Here is a 17,748-nt window from a genome sequence, read left to right on the forward strand (position 1 = left end):
GCGTGTGACAGATTGGGGTGCGGCTATGCGCCCTTCGAGCAGGCGCGTTATTGTTTCTCGAACGCGGCGTGGATTTCGAGTTCGACCGCGTCGCTGACCGCGGGGATGCCGTAGGCGATGCCGAAATCGCTGCGGCGGATCGTGGTTTCAGCCTCGAATCCGACGGTGGCCTTCTTGTTATAGGGATTGGTGCCGGCGCCGTGGAAATCGACGTCGAGGGTGACGGCTTTGGTGACGCCGTTGAGGGTCAGGTTGCCGGTGACCTTGGCTTCGTCGCCGTCGTCATCGAGGACAACGCTGGTCGAGACGAATTTGGCGTCGGCGGGGACGGGGCCGAAGAAGTCGGGCTTGGCGCCGTCCTTGCCCGCGCGGAGCAGGTGGCCGGTCAGGCCGCTGCTGGCGGTGGTGACCTTGGCGACGGGGATCGTCACATCGACCCGGGCCGCGGCGGGATTGGCGGGGTCGATGACGAGGGTGCCGGTCACCTCGCCGAAGATGCCCGTGTATTTGCTGAAACCGAAATGATCGACTTCCCACACGACCATCGTGTGCCCTGCGTCGGCGGCATAGGTACCCGCGGCGACGCGCGCCTTGTCGGGCGCGCCGGGGACGGTGGGCGCGTTCTGGGCGATGACGACGGGAACCGCGACGATGAGGGCGGCAAGGGCGGCGAGGGGAGCGATGCGGCGCATGGATTGGGTCTCCTGTTGGGGGCGTGCAGGCTAAGGGTCCGTACTCAATTACAGCGCCGTCGAGGTTTGAAGCAAAATGGCCCGGTGCGAGGAGAGAAGGCGACGACATATGTCGAAATTTCGAGACTTCTCGACGCGGCACTGGGCCATTTTGGTCAAATCCCTGCGGGACGCCTAAATGGCTTCCATCTCGATCCGAAAGCCGCTTGGAAAGGCAACCAGCCTTCCCGGCGCGTCTTTCGGCCCGAGCTGTTCGCCATTTGGGCGCCTCGACGGCGCTGTAATTGAGTACGGACCCTAAGCGCGCGGACAGGGCCGCGTCAATCAGCGCACAGGAAACGCAATGTTTCGTGCCGTGCTTCCGTCAGCGGGCGCGGCGTGCCTCGAACCATTGGCGCAGCGCGGCGGCGGCGCAGCCGGTGAAGCCGTAAGACCCGACCGGCGAGCAGCTGTTCGGGCGGGTGGCGCGGGCGATATTGTCGTAGCCCTCGACCTTTGACGCCCAGCTGCCGCCGCCGGCGGGAGCGTCGTCTTTCAATTCTTCGCGCAGCTCCTTGGGGACGCGGTAGCGTTCGGATTCGGGCTGCTGCGCGCAGACGATGATCTCGTCGCCGACCGGTTCGGGGCAGGGCTCGTCGCCATAGGTGTAGAGGACCGAGGTGCGCTGCGGCGGCTGGCCCGACTGGGCGAGCGAGCCGTCGTCCTGCGCGGCGGCGGGCGCGGCGAGGGCGAGCGCCGCGAACAGGGGGAGGAGGAGGCCGGCTTGGTTCATCATCTCAGATCGCGTTCCCAAACCCCGTTTGCCTTAGCCCAGCTACCCCATGGATCAGCATGAAGCGTCGAGATGAACCTAAGCCGAACCTGCCCGCGTAACCCTTTGCGCTGTGGCTGCGAATTGGGGTGAGGAGGCCGCGGCATCGGGCCGATCCGGCCGAGATGGAGATTGATCGTGAAAAACCAAGCCCTGTTCATGCTGCTCGCGGCGGCGGTCGCGCCGCTGTCCTTCGCGGCCTTTACCCCGCACGCCTATGCCGCGCCGGTCTATGTCGGGGTCGAGGGCGGCAATATCGCGGTCAGCGGTTATGATGCGGTGAGCTATTTCGACGGCGACGGCACGCCGGTGAAGGGCGTCGCGGATTTCGCGGTCGCGCATGACGGTGCGGTCTATCATTTTGCCAATGGCGCCAATGCGGCGCGCTTTGCCGCCAATCCCGAAGCGTTCATGCCGCGCTATGGCGGGCATTGCGCGTGGGCGATGTCGCGCGGCTATCTCGCGCCGGGCGACCCGCTGGCTTATGCGGTGGTGGGCGGCAAGCTGTATCTGAACTTCAATCAGGAGGTGAAGGCGCAGTGGGATCTGGACCGCGCGGGCTATATTGCGGCGGCGGAGAAGAATTGGGCGGTGGTGCCGGCGGATGCGAAATTTGGGGGGTGACGGTGGGCGTCTGCTTTGGGGTGGGGTCCAGCGGCCTTGCGCAAGGCCGCTGGACCCAACCCCAACCCCTCCCCTGAAGGGGAGGGGCTTACCATCCACTTCCGGTCGTTCGGGGCCATTCTTAAATCGCGTTCAGCGACGCCCCGACTGCCCCCCACACCTGCGCCAGCTCGTCGGGCGTGATGCAATAGGGCGGCATCACATACACCGTGTTGCCGAGTGGGCGGAGGAGGACGCCGTGGTCGCGGTAAAAGGCGATCAGGCGGGGGGCGAGGTTTGAGAGATAGCCGCTGTCGGGGACGGTGATGTCGAGCGCGGCGATGGTGCCGAGGCGGCGCGGATTGGCGACGCGCGGGTCGTGGCTGAGCAGCGACAGATGCGCGGCCTGTGCGTCGGCGAGGGTGTCGATGCGTTGCTGCACCGGCTCGTCGCGCCAGATTTCGAGGTTTGCGTTCGCGGCGGCGCAGGCGATCGGGTTCGCGGTGTAGCTTGACGAATGATAGAAGGTTTTGCTGCGGTCGGTGGATACGTGCGCCTCGAAGATCGGCTCGATGCAGAGCGTCACCGCGAGCGGGAGCGCGCCGCCGGTGAGGCCTTTCGACAGGCAGACGATGTCGGGGATGACCCCGGCCTGATCGCAAGCGAAGCGGGTGCCGGTGCGGCCCCAGCCGGTCATCACCTCGTCGGCGATGAAGAGGACGCCGTGGCGGGCGCAAATGCTGCGCATCTCGGCGAGCACCCACGCGGGATAGATGAGCATACCGCCCGCGCCGAGGATCAAAGGTTCGACGATGAAGGCGGCGGGCGGGTTGCCGGTTTTTTGGGGAGCGCAGGCGGCTTCGAGCGCGTCGAGCGCGCTCTGCTCCTGTCCTTCGTGGGGGAAGGGGATGGTGTCGACGTCGAACAGCAGGGGCTGCCAGGCGCGGTTGTAGACGCCGCGCTCGCCGACCGACATCGAGCCGATCGTGTCGCCATGATAGCTGTGTTCGAGGACGAGGATGCGGTGGCGTGGTTCGCCGATGTTATACCAATAGCCGAGCGCCATTTTCAGCGCGACCTCGACGCTGGTCGAACCCGAGTCCGAGAAGAAGACGCGGGTGAGCGGATCGGGGGTGATGCGGATCAGTTCGGCGGCAAGCGTCTCGGCGGGTTCGTGCGTCCAGCCGGCGAAGATGAGCTGGTCGAGCCGTTCGGACTGGGCGCGGATCGCGGCCATGATGCGCGGGTGGGCGTGACCGTGGGTGGTGACCCACCAGCTGGAGATGGCGTCGATCCAGCTTTGGCCGTCGGCGGCGTAGAGACGGGCGCCTTCGCCGCGGGCGATCAGCGGGATCGGGTCGCCGAGGCCGTGCTGGGTGAAGGGGTGCCAGACGGGGGAGGTGGGGCTTTGCGTCATCTTTTACCTCGTCATTCCCGCGAAGGCGGGAATCCCGCTTCTTGGCCATCCGCTCGAAGAAAAGCGGGATCCCCGCCTTCGCGGGGATGACGTAAAAGTCAAACGAAGTCGGCCAAATTGAAGCTCGCGCTGAATGCGGCGGCGAGCGTTTCGCTCGTCAGCGGATCGACGATGGGCAGCCGCCCCAGACGCCGCATGCCGCTGATTGCGGCGATGATCGCTTCGCTGTCCTCCACCGCGTCGCCGAGAAAGGCGACGCCGTGGATGGGCACCCCGCGCGCGCGCAGCGCTTCGATCGTCAGCAAGCTGTGGTTGATCGTGCCGAGCGCGGTGCGGGCGCAGACGATGACGGGGATTTGCCAGCGCGCGAAGAGGTCAGCGTAAAGGGTGGTGCGGGTGACCGGGACGAGCGCGCCGCCCGCGCCTTCGACGATGAGGTTGCCGGGGGGCGGGGTGAGCGCGGCGAGGTCGATGGCGATGCCGTCGATCTCGGCGGCGATATGCGGCGAGGCGGGGGTGTTGAGGCGATAGGCTTCGGGGAGGATTGGGACGCCTGCGAGGCGCGCGACGACCGCGCTGTCGGTTTCGTCGTCGAGGCCCGACTGGATCGGTTTCCAATAGGGCGCGCCGGTCGCACCCGCGAGCGCGGCCGAAAAGATCGTTTTGCCGATGCCGGTGTCGGTGCCGGTGACGACGAAGCGCGTCATGCGGCGGCCATCGCCTGCTTCAATGCGTCGGCCATCGCGTCGATGTCGGCTTCGTCGACGTTGAGGGTGATCGCGATGCGGAGGCGCGCGGTGCCGTGGGGGACGGTGGGCGGGCGGATGCCGCGAATGTCGAACCCGGCCTGTTGCAGCGCCCCGGCGATGCGCATCGTGCGCTGGTTGTCGCCGATGACGACCGGCAGGATCTGGGTGCCGCTGGCCGGAATGCCCAGCGGCACGAGGCGTTCGGCGGCGTGGCGGACGACGGTGTGGAGGCGCGCCTGCCGTTCGGGCTGGTTGGCGACGATCTCGATCGCCTGGCGGACGAGCCACGCCATCAGCGGCGACGGCGCGGTCGAGAAGATGAAGGGGCGGCCGCGGTTGACGATGAAGTCGGCGGCGATCGCGGGGGCGCAGAGGAGCGCGCCCTCGGCCCCCAGCGCCTTACCGCAGGTGTGGAGGGTGACGAGATTGTCGCGGCGGGCGAGGGTGCGCGCGAGCCCGGCGCCGCCGGGGCCGAACACTCCGGTCGCATGCGCTTCGTCGACGACCAATATGGCGTCGTGGCGGTCGGCGACCGCGGCGAGATCGGTCAGCGGGGCGCGGTCGCCGTCCATGCTGTAGAGGCTTTCGACCGCGATCCACGGCGTCCCCGCGCCGCCGCCGGTGCGCCAGCGGGTGATGAGGTCGTCGAAGGCCTGGGCGTCGTTATGCGCCGCGGCGACGGTCCCGGCACGGCCGAGCTTCATGCCATCGTGGGCGCTGGCGTGGATCAGCTCGTCATGGACGACAAGGTCGCCGCGCTGCGGCAGGGTGGCGAAGAGCGCGGTGTTGGCGGCGAAACCGGTGGGGAAGAATAGCGCCGCCTCGCTGCCATAATGGCGCGCCGCATGGGCTTCGAGCGCTTCATGTTCGGGATGGTTGCCGCGCAGCAGGCGCGAGCCGCCCGACCCGGCAGGGAGGCCGCGCTCGATGCCCGCGGTGAGGGCGGCGCGCAGCGCATCGCTATCGGCGAGGCCGAGATAGTCGTTCGAGGCGAAATCGCGCCCGGCGCGCGGTGCGAGCGCGCGGCGGCTGCTTTGGAGCGCCAGCGCTTCAAGGTCGGCGCGGTGGGTGTCGAAGGGGGAGAGGTCCGGCATCGACATGTCCTAAGATTGATTACCGGTCAGCTGCGCCGGAGCGCCTGCCGTTCTGCGCTGGTCAGTCGGTGCGGCTTGACGATCGGTTCGAGCGTTACGGGATCGAACAGTTCGCACCGCCGCCGATCGCCCGAGATCAAGTCCTTGATCATGCGCGGGAAAAAACGCCGCATCAGTCCGGACATGCTCATCTTGGGCAAATGGCCGGCGTCGCCAACGCCGTCCTGCGTGAAGAGGTGGCCGCGCGGCGGACCCACCAGTTCGGCCCGCCGGGCGGGATCGCAAGCGCTCAGCTGTGTCGTGATGTACGGCAGCTTGCCGTTTGCGTAAGTGTTGAACAACGGCATGCCGCAGCATTTCGCGTACCAGCGCAGCGTCGGCTTTTCGGTCAAATGGACGCAGGCAAGCTGGTCGCGGCCCGACGTGATCCGCAGGCGCGCGCAGCGCGACTGATACAGCGACGAACCGCCATGCGCGTCGAGCACCCGGTCGGCATGGCCAAGATGGTGCGTGAGATCCTGACAATCGGTGCAATGGCATATGACATGATCGCCCTGATCCGGGCCGACGCCCAGCAGTGTTCCGGAAACGGTCCCGCAGTCGCAGGCGAAGGAGAGGTCGGAGGTCATCGCCTCGCCCTAGCTCCTTGCCCGCGATTGCGAAAGCCGTCAGTTCTTTGCCTTGTCCACCAGCTGGTTCTTGGCGATCCACGGCATCATCGCGCGCAGCTCGCCGCCGACCTGTTCGATCGGATGCGCCGCGGCGGCCTTGCGGCTGGCTTTCAGCTCGGGCTGGCCGGCCTGGTTGTCGAGGACGAAATCCTTGACGAAGCGGCCCGACTGGATGTCGGCGAGGACGCGCTTCATTTCCTTCTTCGTTTCGTCGGTGATGATGCGCGGGCCGGTCTTGATGTCGCCATATTCGGCGGTGTTCGAGATCGAATAGCGCATGTTGGCGATGCCGCCTTCATAGAGGAGGTCGACGATCAGCTTGGTTTCGTGGAGGCATTCGAAATAGGCCATTTCGGGGGCGTAGCCCGCCTCGACCAAGGTTTCGAAACCCGCTTGGATGAGGTGGGTGATGCCGCCGCAGAGCACCGCCTGTTCGCCGAACAGGTCGGTTTCGCATTCTTCCTTGAAGGTGGTTTCGATGACGCCGCTGCGCCCGCCGCCAACGGCCGAGGCATAGCTGAGGGCGAGTGCCTTGGCATAGCCGTTGCCGCTGTTGCCCGCGGCCTCCTGGGCGACAGCGATCAGGCAGGGGACGCCGCCGCCGCGCTGATATTCGCTGCGCACCGTGTGGCCGGGGCCCTTGGGCGCGACCATGAACACGTCGATGTCGGGGCGGGCTTCAATGAGGCCGAAGTGGATGTTGAGGCCGTGGGCGAAGGCGAGCGCGGCGCCGGGCTTCATGTTCTCGGCCAGGTCGTCGGCGTAGATTTTTGCCTGATGCTCGTCGGGGGCGACGACCATGATGACGTCGGCCCACGCGGCGGCTTCCTTGTTAGTCAGCACCTTGAAGCCCGCGGCTTCGGCCTTTTTGGCGGTCGCCGAACCGGGGCGGAGCGCGATCGCGACGTCGGCGACGCCGCTGTCGCGCAGGTTCTGCGCGTGGGCGTGGCCTTGGCTGCCATAGCCGATGACGGCAACCTTCTTGCCCTTGATCAGATCCTGGTCGGCGTCGCGATCGTAATAGACTTGCATGATATGTCATTTCCTTGGTGTGAACTGCCCGGAGGCAAAGCTGTGAAGAACCAGAAAGGCTAGAACCGCTCTACCGTTGGCGGTTTGCCGTCGGATGCGAATGAAAGCTCGTAAACTTCACCCGGTCGCGTCGCCTTGCACTCGACATGAGCGGGGCCGGCACCGGGGGCGGTGAAGCGGCACTCGCCTTCTGCGTTGAGGACATCGGCGCCCTTGGCAAAGGGCGGGGTGACAAGGATCTTGGTGACGGCCAGCGTTGCGGTGTCGCCGGTTGCCGCCCCCTCATTGCCGTAAAAGCCGATCAAAATATTGCCGGCCACCGCTATGCGGAAGCTGGAGCGCCCGTCGCGATACTCGATGTGGGCGATCTTGTCGGCGCAGCGCGCGGTGTTGTCACCGCCGCCCGGAAGGATCAGCTTTTGGCAGGTGCCTTGCAGCGTCGTCGTGCTGGCGATCCGGCTTAAATCGGGGCGGTCAGCAGCGACCGGCGCCACAGCCAGCGCTATCGGGAGCAGCATGCCGATCATACCGCCTCCGGCCCGCGGCCGATGGCGACGACGCCGGTGCGGCCGACCTCGACCAGCCCGCATTCGCGCATCAGCGCGATGAAGCGGTCGACCTTGTCGCTCGTCCCGGTGATTTCGAAGATGAAGCTGGTGAGCGTCGTGTCGACGACCTTGGCGCGAAAGACGTCGGCCATGCGCAGCGCCTCGATGCGCTTGTCGCCGGTGCCCGCGACCTTGACCAGCGCGATCTCGCGTTCGACATGCGCGCCGCCGTCGGCAAGGTCGGTGACCGAGTGCACGGGCACGAGCCGGTCGAGCTGCGCGATGATCTGGTCGATCACCGGCGGCGGACCGTTGGTGACGATGGTGATGCGGCTCAAGGCATGATCGGCGCTGATGTCGGCGACGGTCAGGCTTTCGATATTATAGCCGCGCGCCGAGAACAGCCCGGTGATCTTGGCGAGAATGCCCGCCTCGTTATCGACGGTGACGGCGAGCACGTGGCGCTCGCCTGCTTCGGTTTTGATTTTCATGTTGCAAACCTTCCCCTCTCCCCTTGCGGGAGAGGGATGTGAAGACTTGGCAGCTTGCTGCCTAGTCGAAGCTGGGTGAGGGGTATGCGCGCCATCGGCGCGCGCGGCCCGCGGGGCCGCTCCCCCTCCCTAAGACCTGCTAGGCGGCAAGCCGCCAAGCCAAGTCTTTTCTCCCCCGCCGGGGGGGAGAAGATTTGTCCGAAATGCCGCATCACACCAGGGCCTTGGCTTCGTCGTCCATCGTGCCGGTGATGTCGTTCGGCTGGAGGATCATGTCGGTGTGCGCGGCGCCCGAGGGGATCATCGGGAAGCAATTGGCGAGCTGCGCGACGCGGCAGTCGACGATCACCGGGCCGGGGGTTTCGATCATCTTGGCAATGCCGCCCTCGAGCTGGCCCAGCGTGTCAATGCGCAGGCCGGTCCAGCCATAGGCGTCGGCGAGCTTCACGAAATCGGGCAGGCTGTCCGAATAGCTGTTCGAATAGCGGCTTTCGTAGGTCAGTTCCTGCCACTGGCGGACCATCCCCATCCACTGGTTGTTGAGGATGAAGATCTTCACCGGCAGGCGATATTGCGCGACGGTGCCCATTTCCTGGATGTTCATCTGGAGCGAGGCTTCGCCCGCGATGCAGATGACGAGGCGGTCGGGCTTGGCGATCTGCGCGCCGACCGCGGCGGGAAAGCCATAGCCCATCGTGCCGAGCCCGCCGCTGGTCAGCCAGCGGTTGGGGCTGTCGAAATGGAAATGCTGCGCCGCCCACATCTGGTGCTGGCCGACCTCGGTCGTGATGATCGGGTCCATGCCGCGGGTCGCGTCGAACAGCGCCTTGACCGCGCGCTGCGGCATGATTTCGGCGCCGTCCTCTTTCTTTTCGGGGAAGTCGAGGCAGCGCGTCGCGCGCCAGCCGTCGACGCGGCGCCACCATTCGCCCAGATCGCGCGGCGTGTGCCCCGCGTCCTGCCACCCCGCGATGATCGCGTCGAGCGCGCGCCCGGCGTCGCCGACGATGGCGAGGTCGACGGGGATGATCTTGTTGATCGAGCTGCGGTCGATGTCGATGTGGATCTTTTTGGAATCGGGCGAGAAGGCGTCGAGGCGGCCGGTGACACGGTCGTCGAAGCGCGCGCCGACCGCGATGATCAGATCGGCGCGGTTCATCGCCATATTGGCCTCGAACGTGCCGTGCATGCCGAGCATGCCGAGCCATTTGTCATTGTCGGCGGGGAAAGCGCCGAGGCCCATGAGGGTCGAGGTGACCGGCGCGCCGGTGAGCGCGACGAGCTGGCGCAAAGCGGCACTCGCGTCGGGGCCGGCGTTGATGACGCCGCCGCCGGTATAGAAGATCGGCCGCTCGGCCGCGGCGATCATCGCGACGGCGGCAGCAATCGCGTCGGCGTCGGGTTCGACCTGCGGGCGATAGCTTTTATGCTCGATCATTTCGGGCACGCTGTAGGTGCCGGTGGCGACCTGAACATTTTTGGGGATGTCGATGACCACCGGGCCGGGGCGGCCGTTGGTGGCGATATAAAAGGCCTCGTGCATGATCGCGCCGAGGCGGGCGGGATCCATGACCAGATAATTATGCTTGGTGCAGTGGCGCGTGATGCCGACGGTGTCGCATTCCTGGAACGCATCGGTGCCGATCAGCGTCGTCGGCACCTGCCCGGTCAGGACGACCATCGGGATCGAATCCATCAGGGCATCGGTGATGCCGGTGACCGCGTTGGTCGCCCCGGGGCCCGAGGTGACGAGCACGACGCCGGGCTTGCCGGTCGCGCGGGCATAGCCCTCGGCCGCGTGGGTTGCCGCCTGTTCGTGGCGCACCAGAATATGCTTGATCGTCGGGTGCTTATAGAGCGCGTCATAGATCGGAAGGACCGCACCGCCCGGATAGCCGAACACCGTGTCGACCCCAAGGTCGACCAGCGCCTGAACCACCATGTCGGCACCACTCATTTCCGTCACGACGAAACTCCTTTCACTTATCGCGATTGCGGCGCTTGTGCGCTGCAACAGGGTTGCGGGCAATAGGTATATGATTCTATCCTGTCAACAGTCTTTCACGTAATATTATTGCTAATTCATCAACAGAATCGTTGTTTAGTGACTCGGTGTGGCGCGGCCAATCGGCGGGGGGCTGGTGACGAAACCACGTAAATTGGCGCTTGGCATATTGGCGGGTGGCTGCCTGCGCGAGGGTGAGTGCCGCCGCGCGATCGATGGTGCCCGACAGATATTGCGCGATCTGCGGCACGCCGATCGCGCGCATCGCGGGAAGATCGGGGTCGAGATGGCGCGCGAGCAAGGTTGCGGTCTCTTCGACGCCGCCGCCATCGAACATCTGAACAAGGCGCTCGTCGCAGCGATCGCGCAGCCACTCGCGCGGCGGGAGGAGGACCAAGGGGGCGAGGGTGATGGCGTCGGCGATGCTGCCTTGGCGCGATTCCTGCCAGTGGCTAAGCGGGCGGCCGGTCGCGCGGATCACCTCGAGCGCGCGCGAGACGCGGGTCGCATCGGCGGGGTTGAGCCGCGCCGCCGCCGCGGGATCGGCGCGGGTCAGCGCGGCATGGGCATCGGCGACGGGCAGCGCGCGAACCGCGGCGCGAATATCGGGGGCGATGTCGGGCACCGGGGCGATGCCGTACAACAAGGTGCGGATGTAGAGGCCGGTGCCGCCGACCAGGACCGGGACGTCGCCCGCGGCGTGCGCGGCGGCGATCGCGGCGCGCGCTTCATCGGCCCAGCGTGCGGCGTTATGCGCCTCCGCCGCGTCGATATGGCCAAATAATCGGTGGGGGACGCCGTCCATCTCGGCAGCGGTCGGGCGCGCCGACAGGATAGCAAGGTCGGCATAGACCTGGCTGGCGTCGGCGTTGACGACCCGCGCGTTGCCGAGCGCTTTTGCCAGCCGTACCGCCAATGCACTCTTGCCGCTGGCGGTGGGGCCAGCAATAAGTGCGACAGGCGGGCGTGCCGGAAAAGGTGGGCGCCGAAAGGATGATGAAGGAGATGCCATGTTCGTCGCGACGCTGATAGCAGCCGGAAAGCTGACCGACGAGGTGGTTCGCGAAGCGATCGACCGGCTCGACGCGACGGGGCATGATGTCGGCGCACCGCACTGGCTGGATGTCGGCGACGCCGCCGACATCGTCTTTCACGGCAGCCTGGTCAGTGCGCGCAAGGAATTGGCGCTGATGGACCATGGCGCGCTCGACACGATCGTCCAGCCGCTGGGCGACCGGACCAAAAAACTGATCATCGCCGACATGGATTCGACGATGATCACCGTCGAGTGTATCGACGAACTGGCGGATTATGCGGGGCTGAAGCCCGAGATCGCGGCGATCACCGAACGCGCGATGCGCGGCGAACTCGATTTCCGCGCCGCGCTGATCGAGCGCGTCGCCTTGCTGGCCGGGATGCCCGAAGCGACGCTGGTCGATTGCCGGATGGAGCGCGTGAAGCTGACGCGCGGCGCGCGCACGCTGGTACAGACGATGAAGGCGCATGGCGCGTTTTCGGTGCTGGTATCGGGGGGCTTTATGCCGTTCGCCGGGCCGGTCGGCGAGGCGATCGGGTTCGACAGGATATTGGCGAACGAACTGGAGATCAAAGGCGGCAAGCTGACCGGCAAGGTGATCGAGCCGATCGTCGACAGCCACGCCAAGCTGGAAACGCTGAAGGCCGAGGCCGCGAAGCATGGCCTGCCGCTGGCCGAGACGCTGGCGGTCGGCGACGGCGCCAACGACATCCCGATGATCACCGCGGCCGGGCTGGGGATCGGCTATTACCCGCACCCCGCGGCGGGCGAGGCGGCGGCGGCGGTGGTGCGGCACCATGATTTGACTGCGCTGCTGTGGGCGCAGGGGTATCCGCGGCGGAGCTGGGTGCTGGGGTAGGTTTGGCGGGTAGCGACCGGAATTGGTCGGTAAGCCCCTCCCCTTCAGGGGAGGGGTTGGGGTGGGGGCCAGCGGCCTTGCGCAAGGCCGCTGGCCCCCACCCGCTGCGACTAACGAACAAGTTCGTAAGTCTCGCTGCCCTCCCCTGAAGGAGAGGGCGCGATTGTTTCGCTACGTCCGCTTCCCACCCCCAAAGCAGCCGCTTCACCGGTCGACCCTTACCCGTCCCACGCCGCGATCGTCGTGCGGTGAAGCAGGCGGTCGTGGCCGTCGTAGCCGCCGGTGGCGCGGTGGAGCAGCGAGCGATTGTCCCACAGGATCAGCATGTCGGGCTCCCAAACATGGCTGTAGCGGAATTCCTCGCGGCCCTGCCATTGCAGCAGTTCATAGAGCAGCGGCAGCGCCTCGGCATCGTCCATGCCCTCGATACCCATGATGTAACCGGCGCAGCCGAACAGGCCTTCGCGGCCGGTTTCGGGGTGGCGACGGATGAAGGCATGGGTCTGGGTGGCGAGCGCTTCGTCACCCGAGCGGATGTCCATGCTGCGATCCTTGTCGTTCGCGCCATACATGCCCGAGGGCGCATAGCCGCCACGCGCGCTGTGGATCGCGTTGCGACCGTCGATTTTCGCCCTGAGCGCATCCGGCATCGCGTCGAGCGCGGCGTGCTGGTTGGCAAATTCGGTGTTGCCGCCGACGGGCGGGATGGTGATGCCGTAAAGACAGGTGCCCGCGGGCGGCCGCGCCTGAAAACTCCAGTCGCTGTGCCAGTTTTCGGCGAACAGCGGCGCGGTTTCGTCGGCGCGGCGCCTGACCGCGATGATATGATCGCGGCCGGGGATCGGGCGGATGAACGGATCGTCGCCGAAACCGCCGAAATATTGGGTGAAGCGCTCAAGATCATCGTCGCTCAGCTTTTGATCGGGGAAGGCGAGGACGTGGTGGTCGAGCCACGCGGCGCGGATGGTGACGATGGTTTCGGGGGCGAGCGGCCGGGTGAGGTCGACGCCGGTGACGCGCGCGCCGCAGGATTGGCCGCTGGGGGTGATGGCGAGGGTCATGACGAGATGCTGCGCCGGTTGGGCGGCGGCGTCAATTGCGGCAATGCGGTACTGGCCCTAGACGCGCCCCGCTTTTTTCCTCATTCTGGTGGCTCACCGCGTGGAGGACAGACGATGAAAAGCCTGATCAAGATTGCGATGCCGCTGGGCGTTGGCCTGTTGCTCGCGTCGCTCTCGGTCCCGGGAATCGCCGCGCTGCAACAAGGTGCGAAGGCGCCCGATTTCACGCTGAACGCCGCGCAGGGCGGCAAGCCGTTCAGCCTGTCGCTGAAACAGACGCTGAAGAAGGGGCCGGTCGTCCTCTATTTCTTCCCCGCCGCCTTCACCCCCGGCTGCACGCTGGAAGCGCATCTGTTCGCCGAAGCGAGCGACGATTTCGGCCGGCTGGGCGCGCGCGTCGTCGGGGTGACCGCGGGCAATATCGACCGCGTAGCCGAATTCTCCAAGTCCGAATGCCGCGACAAATTTGCCGTGGCGGCCGACCCCGGCGCCAGGGTTGCGGCAAAATATGACACCGCGGTGCGCGGCGCCAACCAGGCCATGCTGTCGAGCCGGACGTCCTATGTCATCGCGCCGAACGGCACCATATTGCTGAGCTACACCGACCCCAAGCCGCAGGCGCATGTCGAACGGACGATGGCAGCGGTGCGCGCGTGGAAGGCGAAGCGCCGCTGATCGGGTTCCGACCGGCAGCGGACTTTACGACCGTCATCCCGGGCTTGACCCGGGATCCGCTCTTATTGTTTCCAGTATTGGATGAGGAATAAGGCAGGCCCCGGGTCAAGCCCGGGGTGACGAAGAAGATCGGATTTTGGTCAATCCCGCTTCTGCAAGCTCACCACCGCATGGATCGGCAGTTCGGCATAAAGATGCGGGAACAGGTCGCCGCCGCGCGCGGCTTCCCAGCGGATCGCGTCGCCGAGCAGGAGCAGGTCGACCTCGGCGATCATCAGCTGCGACTGGCCCGCGAAATGCTTGGCGATCGTGCTTTCGAGCTGCTCGCCGGTCGACAGGTGGATATAGCCGTCGGCGATGTCGACCGGGGCGCCGCGGAAGACGCGTTCGCGTTCGAAATCGGCCCATTGCTGCTGGGTCAGCACCTTGAAGGCGGTCGACGCGGTCATTCCGAGGGGGCTTCCGTTTCCGGGGCTGCGGCGGCCGCGGCTTCGCCTTCGGCCTCTTCCTCGTCGCCGTCCTCGATCAGCGCCGCCGACACGACATGCTCGTCCTTGGCGACGTCGAACAGGCGGACGCCCGCCGAGCCGCGGCCGATGACGCGCATCGAATCGAGCCCCATGCGGATCAGTTTCGCCTGGTCGGTGACCAGCATCAACTGATGCGCCTTGGTGGCGGGGAAGCTGGCGACGACCAGGCCGTTGCGCGCGATATTGTCGATATTGGTGATCCCCTGACCACCGCGGCCGGTGCGGCGATATTCATAGGCCGACGACAGCTTGCCATAGCCGTTGGCGCACACGGTCAGGATGAATTCCTCGCGCGCCGCCAATTCGTCCATGCGGTCGGCGAGGAGGGTCGGCTCGTTTTCATTATCCTTCCACGGCGCGGCGCGCAGATAGGCTTCGCGTTCGTCGCTGGTCGTGCCGACCTTGTGGAGGATCGACAGCGAGATCACCTCGTCGCCGTCCGTCAGGCGCATCCCGCGCACCCCGGTCGAATTGCGGCTCTGGAATTCGCGGACATCGTCACCGGCAAAGCGGATCGCCTTGCCCTGGCGCGTGGCGAGCAGCACATCGTCGCTTTCGTCGAGCAACGCGACCCCGATCAACCGGTCGTCTTCGTCCTCACCCTCGAACTTCATCGCGATCTTGCCGTTCGAGGGCACGTTGGTGAACGCATCCATGCTGTTGCGGCGCACGCTGCCCTTCGCCGTGGCGAACATGACGTGCAGCTTGCCCCATTCGGTTTCGTCTTCGGGCAGCGGCAGGACGGTCGAGATCGTCTCGCCCGCGCCCAGCGGCAACAGATTGACCATCGGGCGGCCGCGGGTGGCGGGGCCGCCTTCGGGTAGGCGCCATACCTTCATGCGGTACACCTTGCCGAGGGTCGAGAAGAACAGCACCGGGGTGTGCGTCGAGGTGACGAACATTTCGGTGACGACATCCTCGTCCTTGGTCGCCATGCCGGCGCGGCCCTTGCCGCCGCGGCGCTGGGCGCGGAAGGTGTCGAGGGTGGTGCGCTTGATATAACCGTCCATGGTGACGGTCACGACCATCTCTTCGCGCTCGATCAGATCCTCGTCGTCGATGCCGTCGGCGGCGGGGGCGAGGAGGGTGCGGCGCGGCTTGGCGAATTCGTCGCGCACCGCGATCAGCTCTTCGCGCATGACGGCAATCAGCTTGTCGCGGTTGGCGAGGATGCTCAGCAGCTCCTCAATCTCGTCCGCCAGCTCCTTGAGTTCCTTGCCGATTTCATCGCGGCCGAGTGCGGTCAGGCGGTGCAGGCGGAGGTCGAGGATCGCCTTTACCTGCACTTCGGACAGGCGGTAGCTCGAACTGTCGTCCATCTCGCCGTCGATCGCTTCGACCAGGCGGATATAGGGCGCGATGTCGCCGATCGGCCATTCGCGCGCGAGCAGCGCTTCGCGCGCCGCCGCGGGGCTGGACGAGCCGCGGATGATGCGGACGACTTCGTCGAGATTGCTGACCGCGACGACGAGGCCGAGCAAGATGTGAGCGCGGTCGCGCGCCTTGCCGAGCTCGAACTTGCAGCGGCGGGTGATCACTTCCTCGCGGAAGTCGATGAACGCCGACAGGATCGTCTTGAGCCCCATCATTTCGGGGCGGCCGCCGCGGATCGCGAGCATGTTGGCGGGGAAGCTCGACTGCGCCGGGGTGTGGCGCCACAACTGGTTGAGCACGACCTCTGCGGTCGCGTCGCGCTTCAGCTCGATGACGACGCGGACGCCCTCGCGGTTCGATTCGTCGCGGATGTCGGACACGCCTTCGATGCGTTTGTCCCGCGCCGCTTCGGCGATCTTCTCGACCAGGCCCGACTTGCCGACCTGGAAAGGAATCGACGTCAATACAATCGACTGGCGATCGTTCCTGCCTTCTTCGATGATGTGCGTCGCGCGCATCATGATCGAACCGCGGCCGGTGGCATAGGCGTTGCGCGCGCCGCCCTGGCCCAGCATCAGCGCGCCGGTCGGGAAATCGGGGCCGGGGATGATCGCCATCAGTTCGTCGAGGGTAATTTCGGGATTGTCGATCGTCGCGAGCGTCGCGTTGATCACTTCGCCGAGGTTGTGCGGCGGAATATTGGTCGCCATGCCGACCGCGATGCCGCCGGCGCCGTTGACGAGCAGATTGGGGTAGCGCGCGGGCAGGACGGTGGGCTCGGATTCGGAGCCGTCATAGTTGGGCTGGAAATCGACGGTGTCCTTGTCGAGATCGCCGAGCAGGGTGTTCGCGACCTTGGCCAGACGCGATTCGGTGTAGCGCATCGCCGCCGGCGGATCGGGATCCATCGATCCGAAATTGCCCTGACCGTCGACGAGCGGGACGCTCATCGACCAGTCCTGCGTCATGCGCGCGAGCGCGTCGTAGATCGAGCTGTCGCCGTGCGGGTGATATTTACCCATGACGTCGCCGACGATACGCGCCGATTTGCGGTAAGGGCGGCCCGCGACATAGCCGCTTTCGAACGCCGAATAGAGGATGCGGCGGTGCACGGGTTTCAGGCCGTCGCGCACGTCGGGCAGCGCGCGGCTGACGATCACGCTCATCGCGTAATCGAGGTAGCTGGTCTTCATTTCGTCGACGATGTTGATCGGCGAAATGCCGTCCTCGGACGGCGGCGTCGGCGTATTTTCTTCGGTCAAGACCCGGCCTTTTTTCTGCTTTTCGGGAGGTGGCTTTTACCTAGCCGACGGTGGCGGGAAATGCCAGCGATTCGGTGGGTTTTCAGGGAATGATTTCGCTGCCGTCCCACGCGAAAATCCGGCCGGTTTGGGCGGGCGTCAGCGTGCCCAACACACGCAGCAGATTGGCTGCCGCGGCGGGCGGCGCGGTCAGGCTTTCGGCGGGTACGCCGCGCTGGAACGGCGCCGATAGGCCGGTATCGACGGTACCGGGGTGCAGCGCGACGACCAATGCGTCGGGGTTGCGGCGCGCCTCGGCAATCGCGAAGCCGCGCGCGAGCTGGTTGAGCGCGGCTTTCGAGGCGCGGTAGCTGTACCAGCCGCCGCTGCGGTTATCGCCGATGCTGCCGACGCGCGCCGACAGCATCGCGAAAACGGTGCGCCCGCGGCGCGGCAGCAGCGGCAGGAAATATTTGGCGATCAGCGCAGGGCCGATCGCATTGACGGCGAAATTGCGCGCCATCCAGTCGGGATCAATGTCGGCAAGTTTTCGCTCGGGCTGATGCTCCTCCGCGTGGAGCAGGCCGGTGGCGACGATCACCAGCCGCGGCGGCTGGTCGCCGTCGCGCACGAGGGCAGCGGCGGCGGCGACCGATGCTTCGTCGGTAACGTCGATATGATGCGGGGCGGGGAATGCGCGGGCAAAACGGTGGATGACGTCATGGCGTCCATCGGCGTGCAGCGCATCGGCGAGCGCGGCGCCGATCCCGCCCGAAGCGCCGATGATGATGGCCGATCCGCGATCTGTCACGCGGGCGGATTATCATGCGCCGCCGCGGCGCGACAAGCGATGCTTGCC

18 protein-coding genes are annotated in these 17,748 nt (G+C 66.3%); 3 read left to right on the plus strand and 15 right to left on the minus strand.

All coding sequences use genetic code 11. The features are described from left to right. Positions 1-47: 47 nt before the first annotated feature. Both ACTIFP_RS04225 and ACTIFP_RS04230 read right to left on the minus strand, forming a co-directional pair. On the minus strand, positions 48-692 hold the full coding sequence (locus tag ACTIFP_RS04225) for a YceI family protein (RefSeq protein ID WP_439567464.1): 645 nt from the start codon (positions 690-692) through the stop codon (positions 48-50). 364 nt (positions 693-1,056) lie between these two features. After that, positions 1,057-1,467 carry a hypothetical protein gene (locus tag ACTIFP_RS04230; RefSeq protein WP_439567465.1) on the minus strand — a complete coding sequence of 137 codons (411 nt, stop codon included), beginning with the start codon at positions 1,465-1,467 and terminating at the stop codon, positions 1,057-1,059. A 174-nt stretch (positions 1,468-1,641) separates the two neighbouring features. Between ACTIFP_RS04230 and ACTIFP_RS04235 the strand changes: the two genes are divergently transcribed. Next, positions 1,642-2,127, plus strand: a complete 486-nt coding sequence (locus ACTIFP_RS04235) for a YHS domain-containing (seleno)protein (protein WP_439567466.1) — start codon at positions 1,642-1,644, stop codon at positions 2,125-2,127. Between the two features lie 121 nt (positions 2,128-2,248). Here ACTIFP_RS04235 and ACTIFP_RS04240 read toward each other — a convergent pair whose 3' ends face one another. The 9 genes from ACTIFP_RS04240 to miaA form a co-directional block, all read right to left on the minus strand. Then, positions 2,249-3,523, minus strand: coding sequence for an adenosylmethionine--8-amino-7-oxononanoate transaminase (locus ACTIFP_RS04240; protein WP_439567467.1), 1,275 nt, complete (start codon positions 3,521-3,523; stop codon positions 2,249-2,251). A gap of 98 nt (positions 3,524-3,621) precedes the next feature. Next, positions 3,622-4,230, minus strand: a complete 609-nt coding sequence (gene bioD, locus ACTIFP_RS04245) for a dethiobiotin synthase (RefSeq protein WP_439567468.1) — start codon at positions 4,228-4,230, stop codon at positions 3,622-3,624. After that, the gene (locus ACTIFP_RS04250) at positions 4,227-5,366 is read right to left on the minus strand and encodes an 8-amino-7-oxononanoate synthase (protein WP_439567469.1); all 1,140 of its coding nucleotides are present in this window, start codon (positions 5,364-5,366) and stop codon (positions 4,227-4,229) included. The genes bioD and ACTIFP_RS04250 overlap by 4 nt, the downstream gene beginning before the upstream one ends. Positions 5,367-5,392: 26 nt before the next feature. Continuing rightward, entirely contained in the window at positions 5,393-5,995 is a 603-nt protein-coding gene (locus tag ACTIFP_RS04255; RefSeq protein ID WP_439567470.1) for a DUF6151 family protein, read from the minus strand. 39 nt (positions 5,996-6,034) lie between these two features. Next, positions 6,035-7,069 carry a ketol-acid reductoisomerase gene (gene ilvC / locus ACTIFP_RS04260; RefSeq protein ID WP_439567471.1) on the minus strand — a complete coding sequence of 345 codons (1,035 nt, stop codon included), beginning with the start codon at positions 7,067-7,069 and terminating at the stop codon, positions 6,035-6,037. Positions 7,070-7,128: 59 nt separating this feature from the next. Beyond that, on the minus strand, positions 7,129-7,587 hold the full coding sequence (locus tag ACTIFP_RS04265; RefSeq protein WP_439567472.1) for a hypothetical protein: 459 nt from the start codon (positions 7,585-7,587) through the stop codon (positions 7,129-7,131). Positions 7,588-7,592: 5 nt separating this feature from the next. Continuing rightward, the gene (gene ilvN, locus ACTIFP_RS04270; protein ID WP_439567473.1) at positions 7,593-8,108 is read right to left on the minus strand and encodes an acetolactate synthase small subunit; all 516 of its coding nucleotides are present in this window, start codon (positions 8,106-8,108) and stop codon (positions 7,593-7,595) included. 211 nt (positions 8,109-8,319) lie between these two features. Beyond that, positions 8,320-10,074 carry a biosynthetic-type acetolactate synthase large subunit gene (gene ilvB / locus ACTIFP_RS04275; protein ID WP_439567474.1) on the minus strand — a complete coding sequence of 585 codons (1,755 nt, stop codon included), beginning with the start codon at positions 10,072-10,074 and terminating at the stop codon, positions 8,320-8,322. Positions 10,075-10,150: 76 nt separating this feature from the next. Continuing rightward, entirely contained in the window at positions 10,151-11,125 is a 975-nt protein-coding gene (miaA, locus tag ACTIFP_RS04280) for a tRNA (adenosine(37)-N6)-dimethylallyltransferase MiaA (protein WP_439567475.1), read from the minus strand. Between miaA and serB the strand changes: the two genes are divergently transcribed. Continuing rightward, positions 11,124-12,008: a phosphoserine phosphatase SerB gene (gene serB, locus ACTIFP_RS04285; RefSeq protein WP_439567476.1), complete on the plus strand. Its 885-nt coding sequence runs from the start codon at positions 11,124-11,126 to the stop codon at positions 12,006-12,008. The two genes, miaA and serB, sit on opposite strands and share 2 nt — an antisense overlap. 218 nt (positions 12,009-12,226) lie before the next feature. Here serB and ACTIFP_RS04290 read toward each other — a convergent pair whose 3' ends face one another. Beyond that, positions 12,227-13,069 carry a TauD/TfdA dioxygenase family protein gene (locus ACTIFP_RS04290; RefSeq protein ID WP_439567477.1) on the minus strand — a complete coding sequence of 281 codons (843 nt, stop codon included), beginning with the start codon at positions 13,067-13,069 and terminating at the stop codon, positions 12,227-12,229. Between the two features lie 114 nt (positions 13,070-13,183). Between ACTIFP_RS04290 and ACTIFP_RS04295 the strand changes: the two genes are divergently transcribed. After that, positions 13,184-13,744: a peroxiredoxin gene (locus ACTIFP_RS04295; RefSeq protein ID WP_439567478.1), complete on the plus strand. Its 561-nt coding sequence runs from the start codon at positions 13,184-13,186 to the stop codon at positions 13,742-13,744. A gap of 140 nt (positions 13,745-13,884) precedes the next feature. On the opposite strand, the gene ACTIFP_RS04300 is transcribed toward ACTIFP_RS04295, so the two are convergent. The 3 genes from ACTIFP_RS04300 to ACTIFP_RS04310 form a co-directional block, all read right to left on the minus strand. Then, on the minus strand, positions 13,885-14,193 hold the full coding sequence (locus ACTIFP_RS04300) for a DUF952 domain-containing protein (RefSeq protein WP_439567479.1): 309 nt from the start codon (positions 14,191-14,193) through the stop codon (positions 13,885-13,887). Beyond that, positions 14,190-16,841, minus strand: coding sequence for a DNA gyrase subunit A (gyrA, locus tag ACTIFP_RS04305; protein ID WP_439567803.1), 2,652 nt, complete (start codon positions 16,839-16,841; stop codon positions 14,190-14,192). Before gyrA ends, ACTIFP_RS04300 begins: the two co-directional genes overlap by 4 nt. 151 nt (positions 16,842-16,992) lie before the next feature. Further along, positions 16,993-17,700 (minus strand): SDR family NAD(P)-dependent oxidoreductase, encoded by a 708-nt coding sequence (locus ACTIFP_RS04310; RefSeq protein WP_439567480.1) that lies wholly within the window; start codon positions 17,698-17,700, stop codon positions 16,993-16,995. Positions 17,701-17,748: the final 48 nt, after the last annotated feature.

Source organism: Sphingopyxis sp. (assembly GCF_051861155.1).
In the GTDB taxonomy this organism is placed as follows: Bacteria; Pseudomonadota; Alphaproteobacteria; order Sphingomonadales; family Sphingomonadaceae; genus Sphingopyxis.

Coding starts and splice junctions, on each gene's coding strand:
- ACTIFP_RS04225 (WP_439567464.1), bottom strand. CDS start 692: ATGCGCCGCATCGCTCCCCTCGCCGCCCTTGCCGCCCTCATCGTCGCG.
- ACTIFP_RS04230 (WP_439567465.1), bottom strand. CDS start 1,467: ATGATGAACCAAGCCGGCCTCCTCCTCCCCCTGTTCGCGGCGCTCGCC.
- ACTIFP_RS04240 (WP_439567467.1), bottom strand. CDS start 3,523: ATGACGCAAAGCCCCACCTCCCCCGTCTGGCACCCCTTCACCCAGCAC.
- bioD (WP_439567468.1), bottom strand. CDS start 4,230: ATGACGCGCTTCGTCGTCACCGGCACCGACACCGGCATCGGCAAAACG.
- ACTIFP_RS04250 (WP_439567469.1), bottom strand. CDS start 5,366: ATGCCGGACCTCTCCCCCTTCGACACCCACCGCGCCGACCTTGAAGCG.
- ACTIFP_RS04255 (WP_439567470.1), bottom strand. CDS start 5,995: ATGACCTCCGACCTCTCCTTCGCCTGCGACTGCGGGACCGTTTCCGGA.
- ilvC (WP_439567471.1), bottom strand. CDS start 7,069: ATGCAAGTCTATTACGATCGCGACGCCGACCAGGATCTGATCAAGGGC.
- ACTIFP_RS04265 (WP_439567472.1), bottom strand. CDS start 7,587: ATGCTGCTCCCGATAGCGCTGGCTGTGGCGCCGGTCGCTGCTGACCGC.
- ilvN (WP_439567473.1), bottom strand. CDS start 8,108: ATGAAAATCAAAACCGAAGCAGGCGAGCGCCACGTGCTCGCCGTCACC.
- serB (WP_439567476.1), top strand. CDS start 11,124: ATGTTCGTCGCGACGCTGATAGCAGCCGGAAAGCTGACCGACGAGGTG.
- miaA (WP_439567475.1), bottom strand. CDS start 11,125: ATGGCATCTCCTTCATCATCCTTTCGGCGCCCACCTTTTCCGGCACGC.
- ACTIFP_RS04290 (WP_439567477.1), bottom strand. CDS start 13,069: ATGACCCTCGCCATCACCCCCAGCGGCCAATCCTGCGGCGCGCGCGTC.
- ACTIFP_RS04295 (WP_439567478.1), top strand. CDS start 13,184: ATGAAAAGCCTGATCAAGATTGCGATGCCGCTGGGCGTTGGCCTGTTG.
- ACTIFP_RS04300 (WP_439567479.1), bottom strand. CDS start 14,193: ATGACCGCGTCGACCGCCTTCAAGGTGCTGACCCAGCAGCAATGGGCC.
- gyrA (WP_439567803.1), bottom strand. CDS start 16,841: ATGAAGACCAGCTACCTCGATTACGCGATGAGCGTGATCGTCAGCCGC.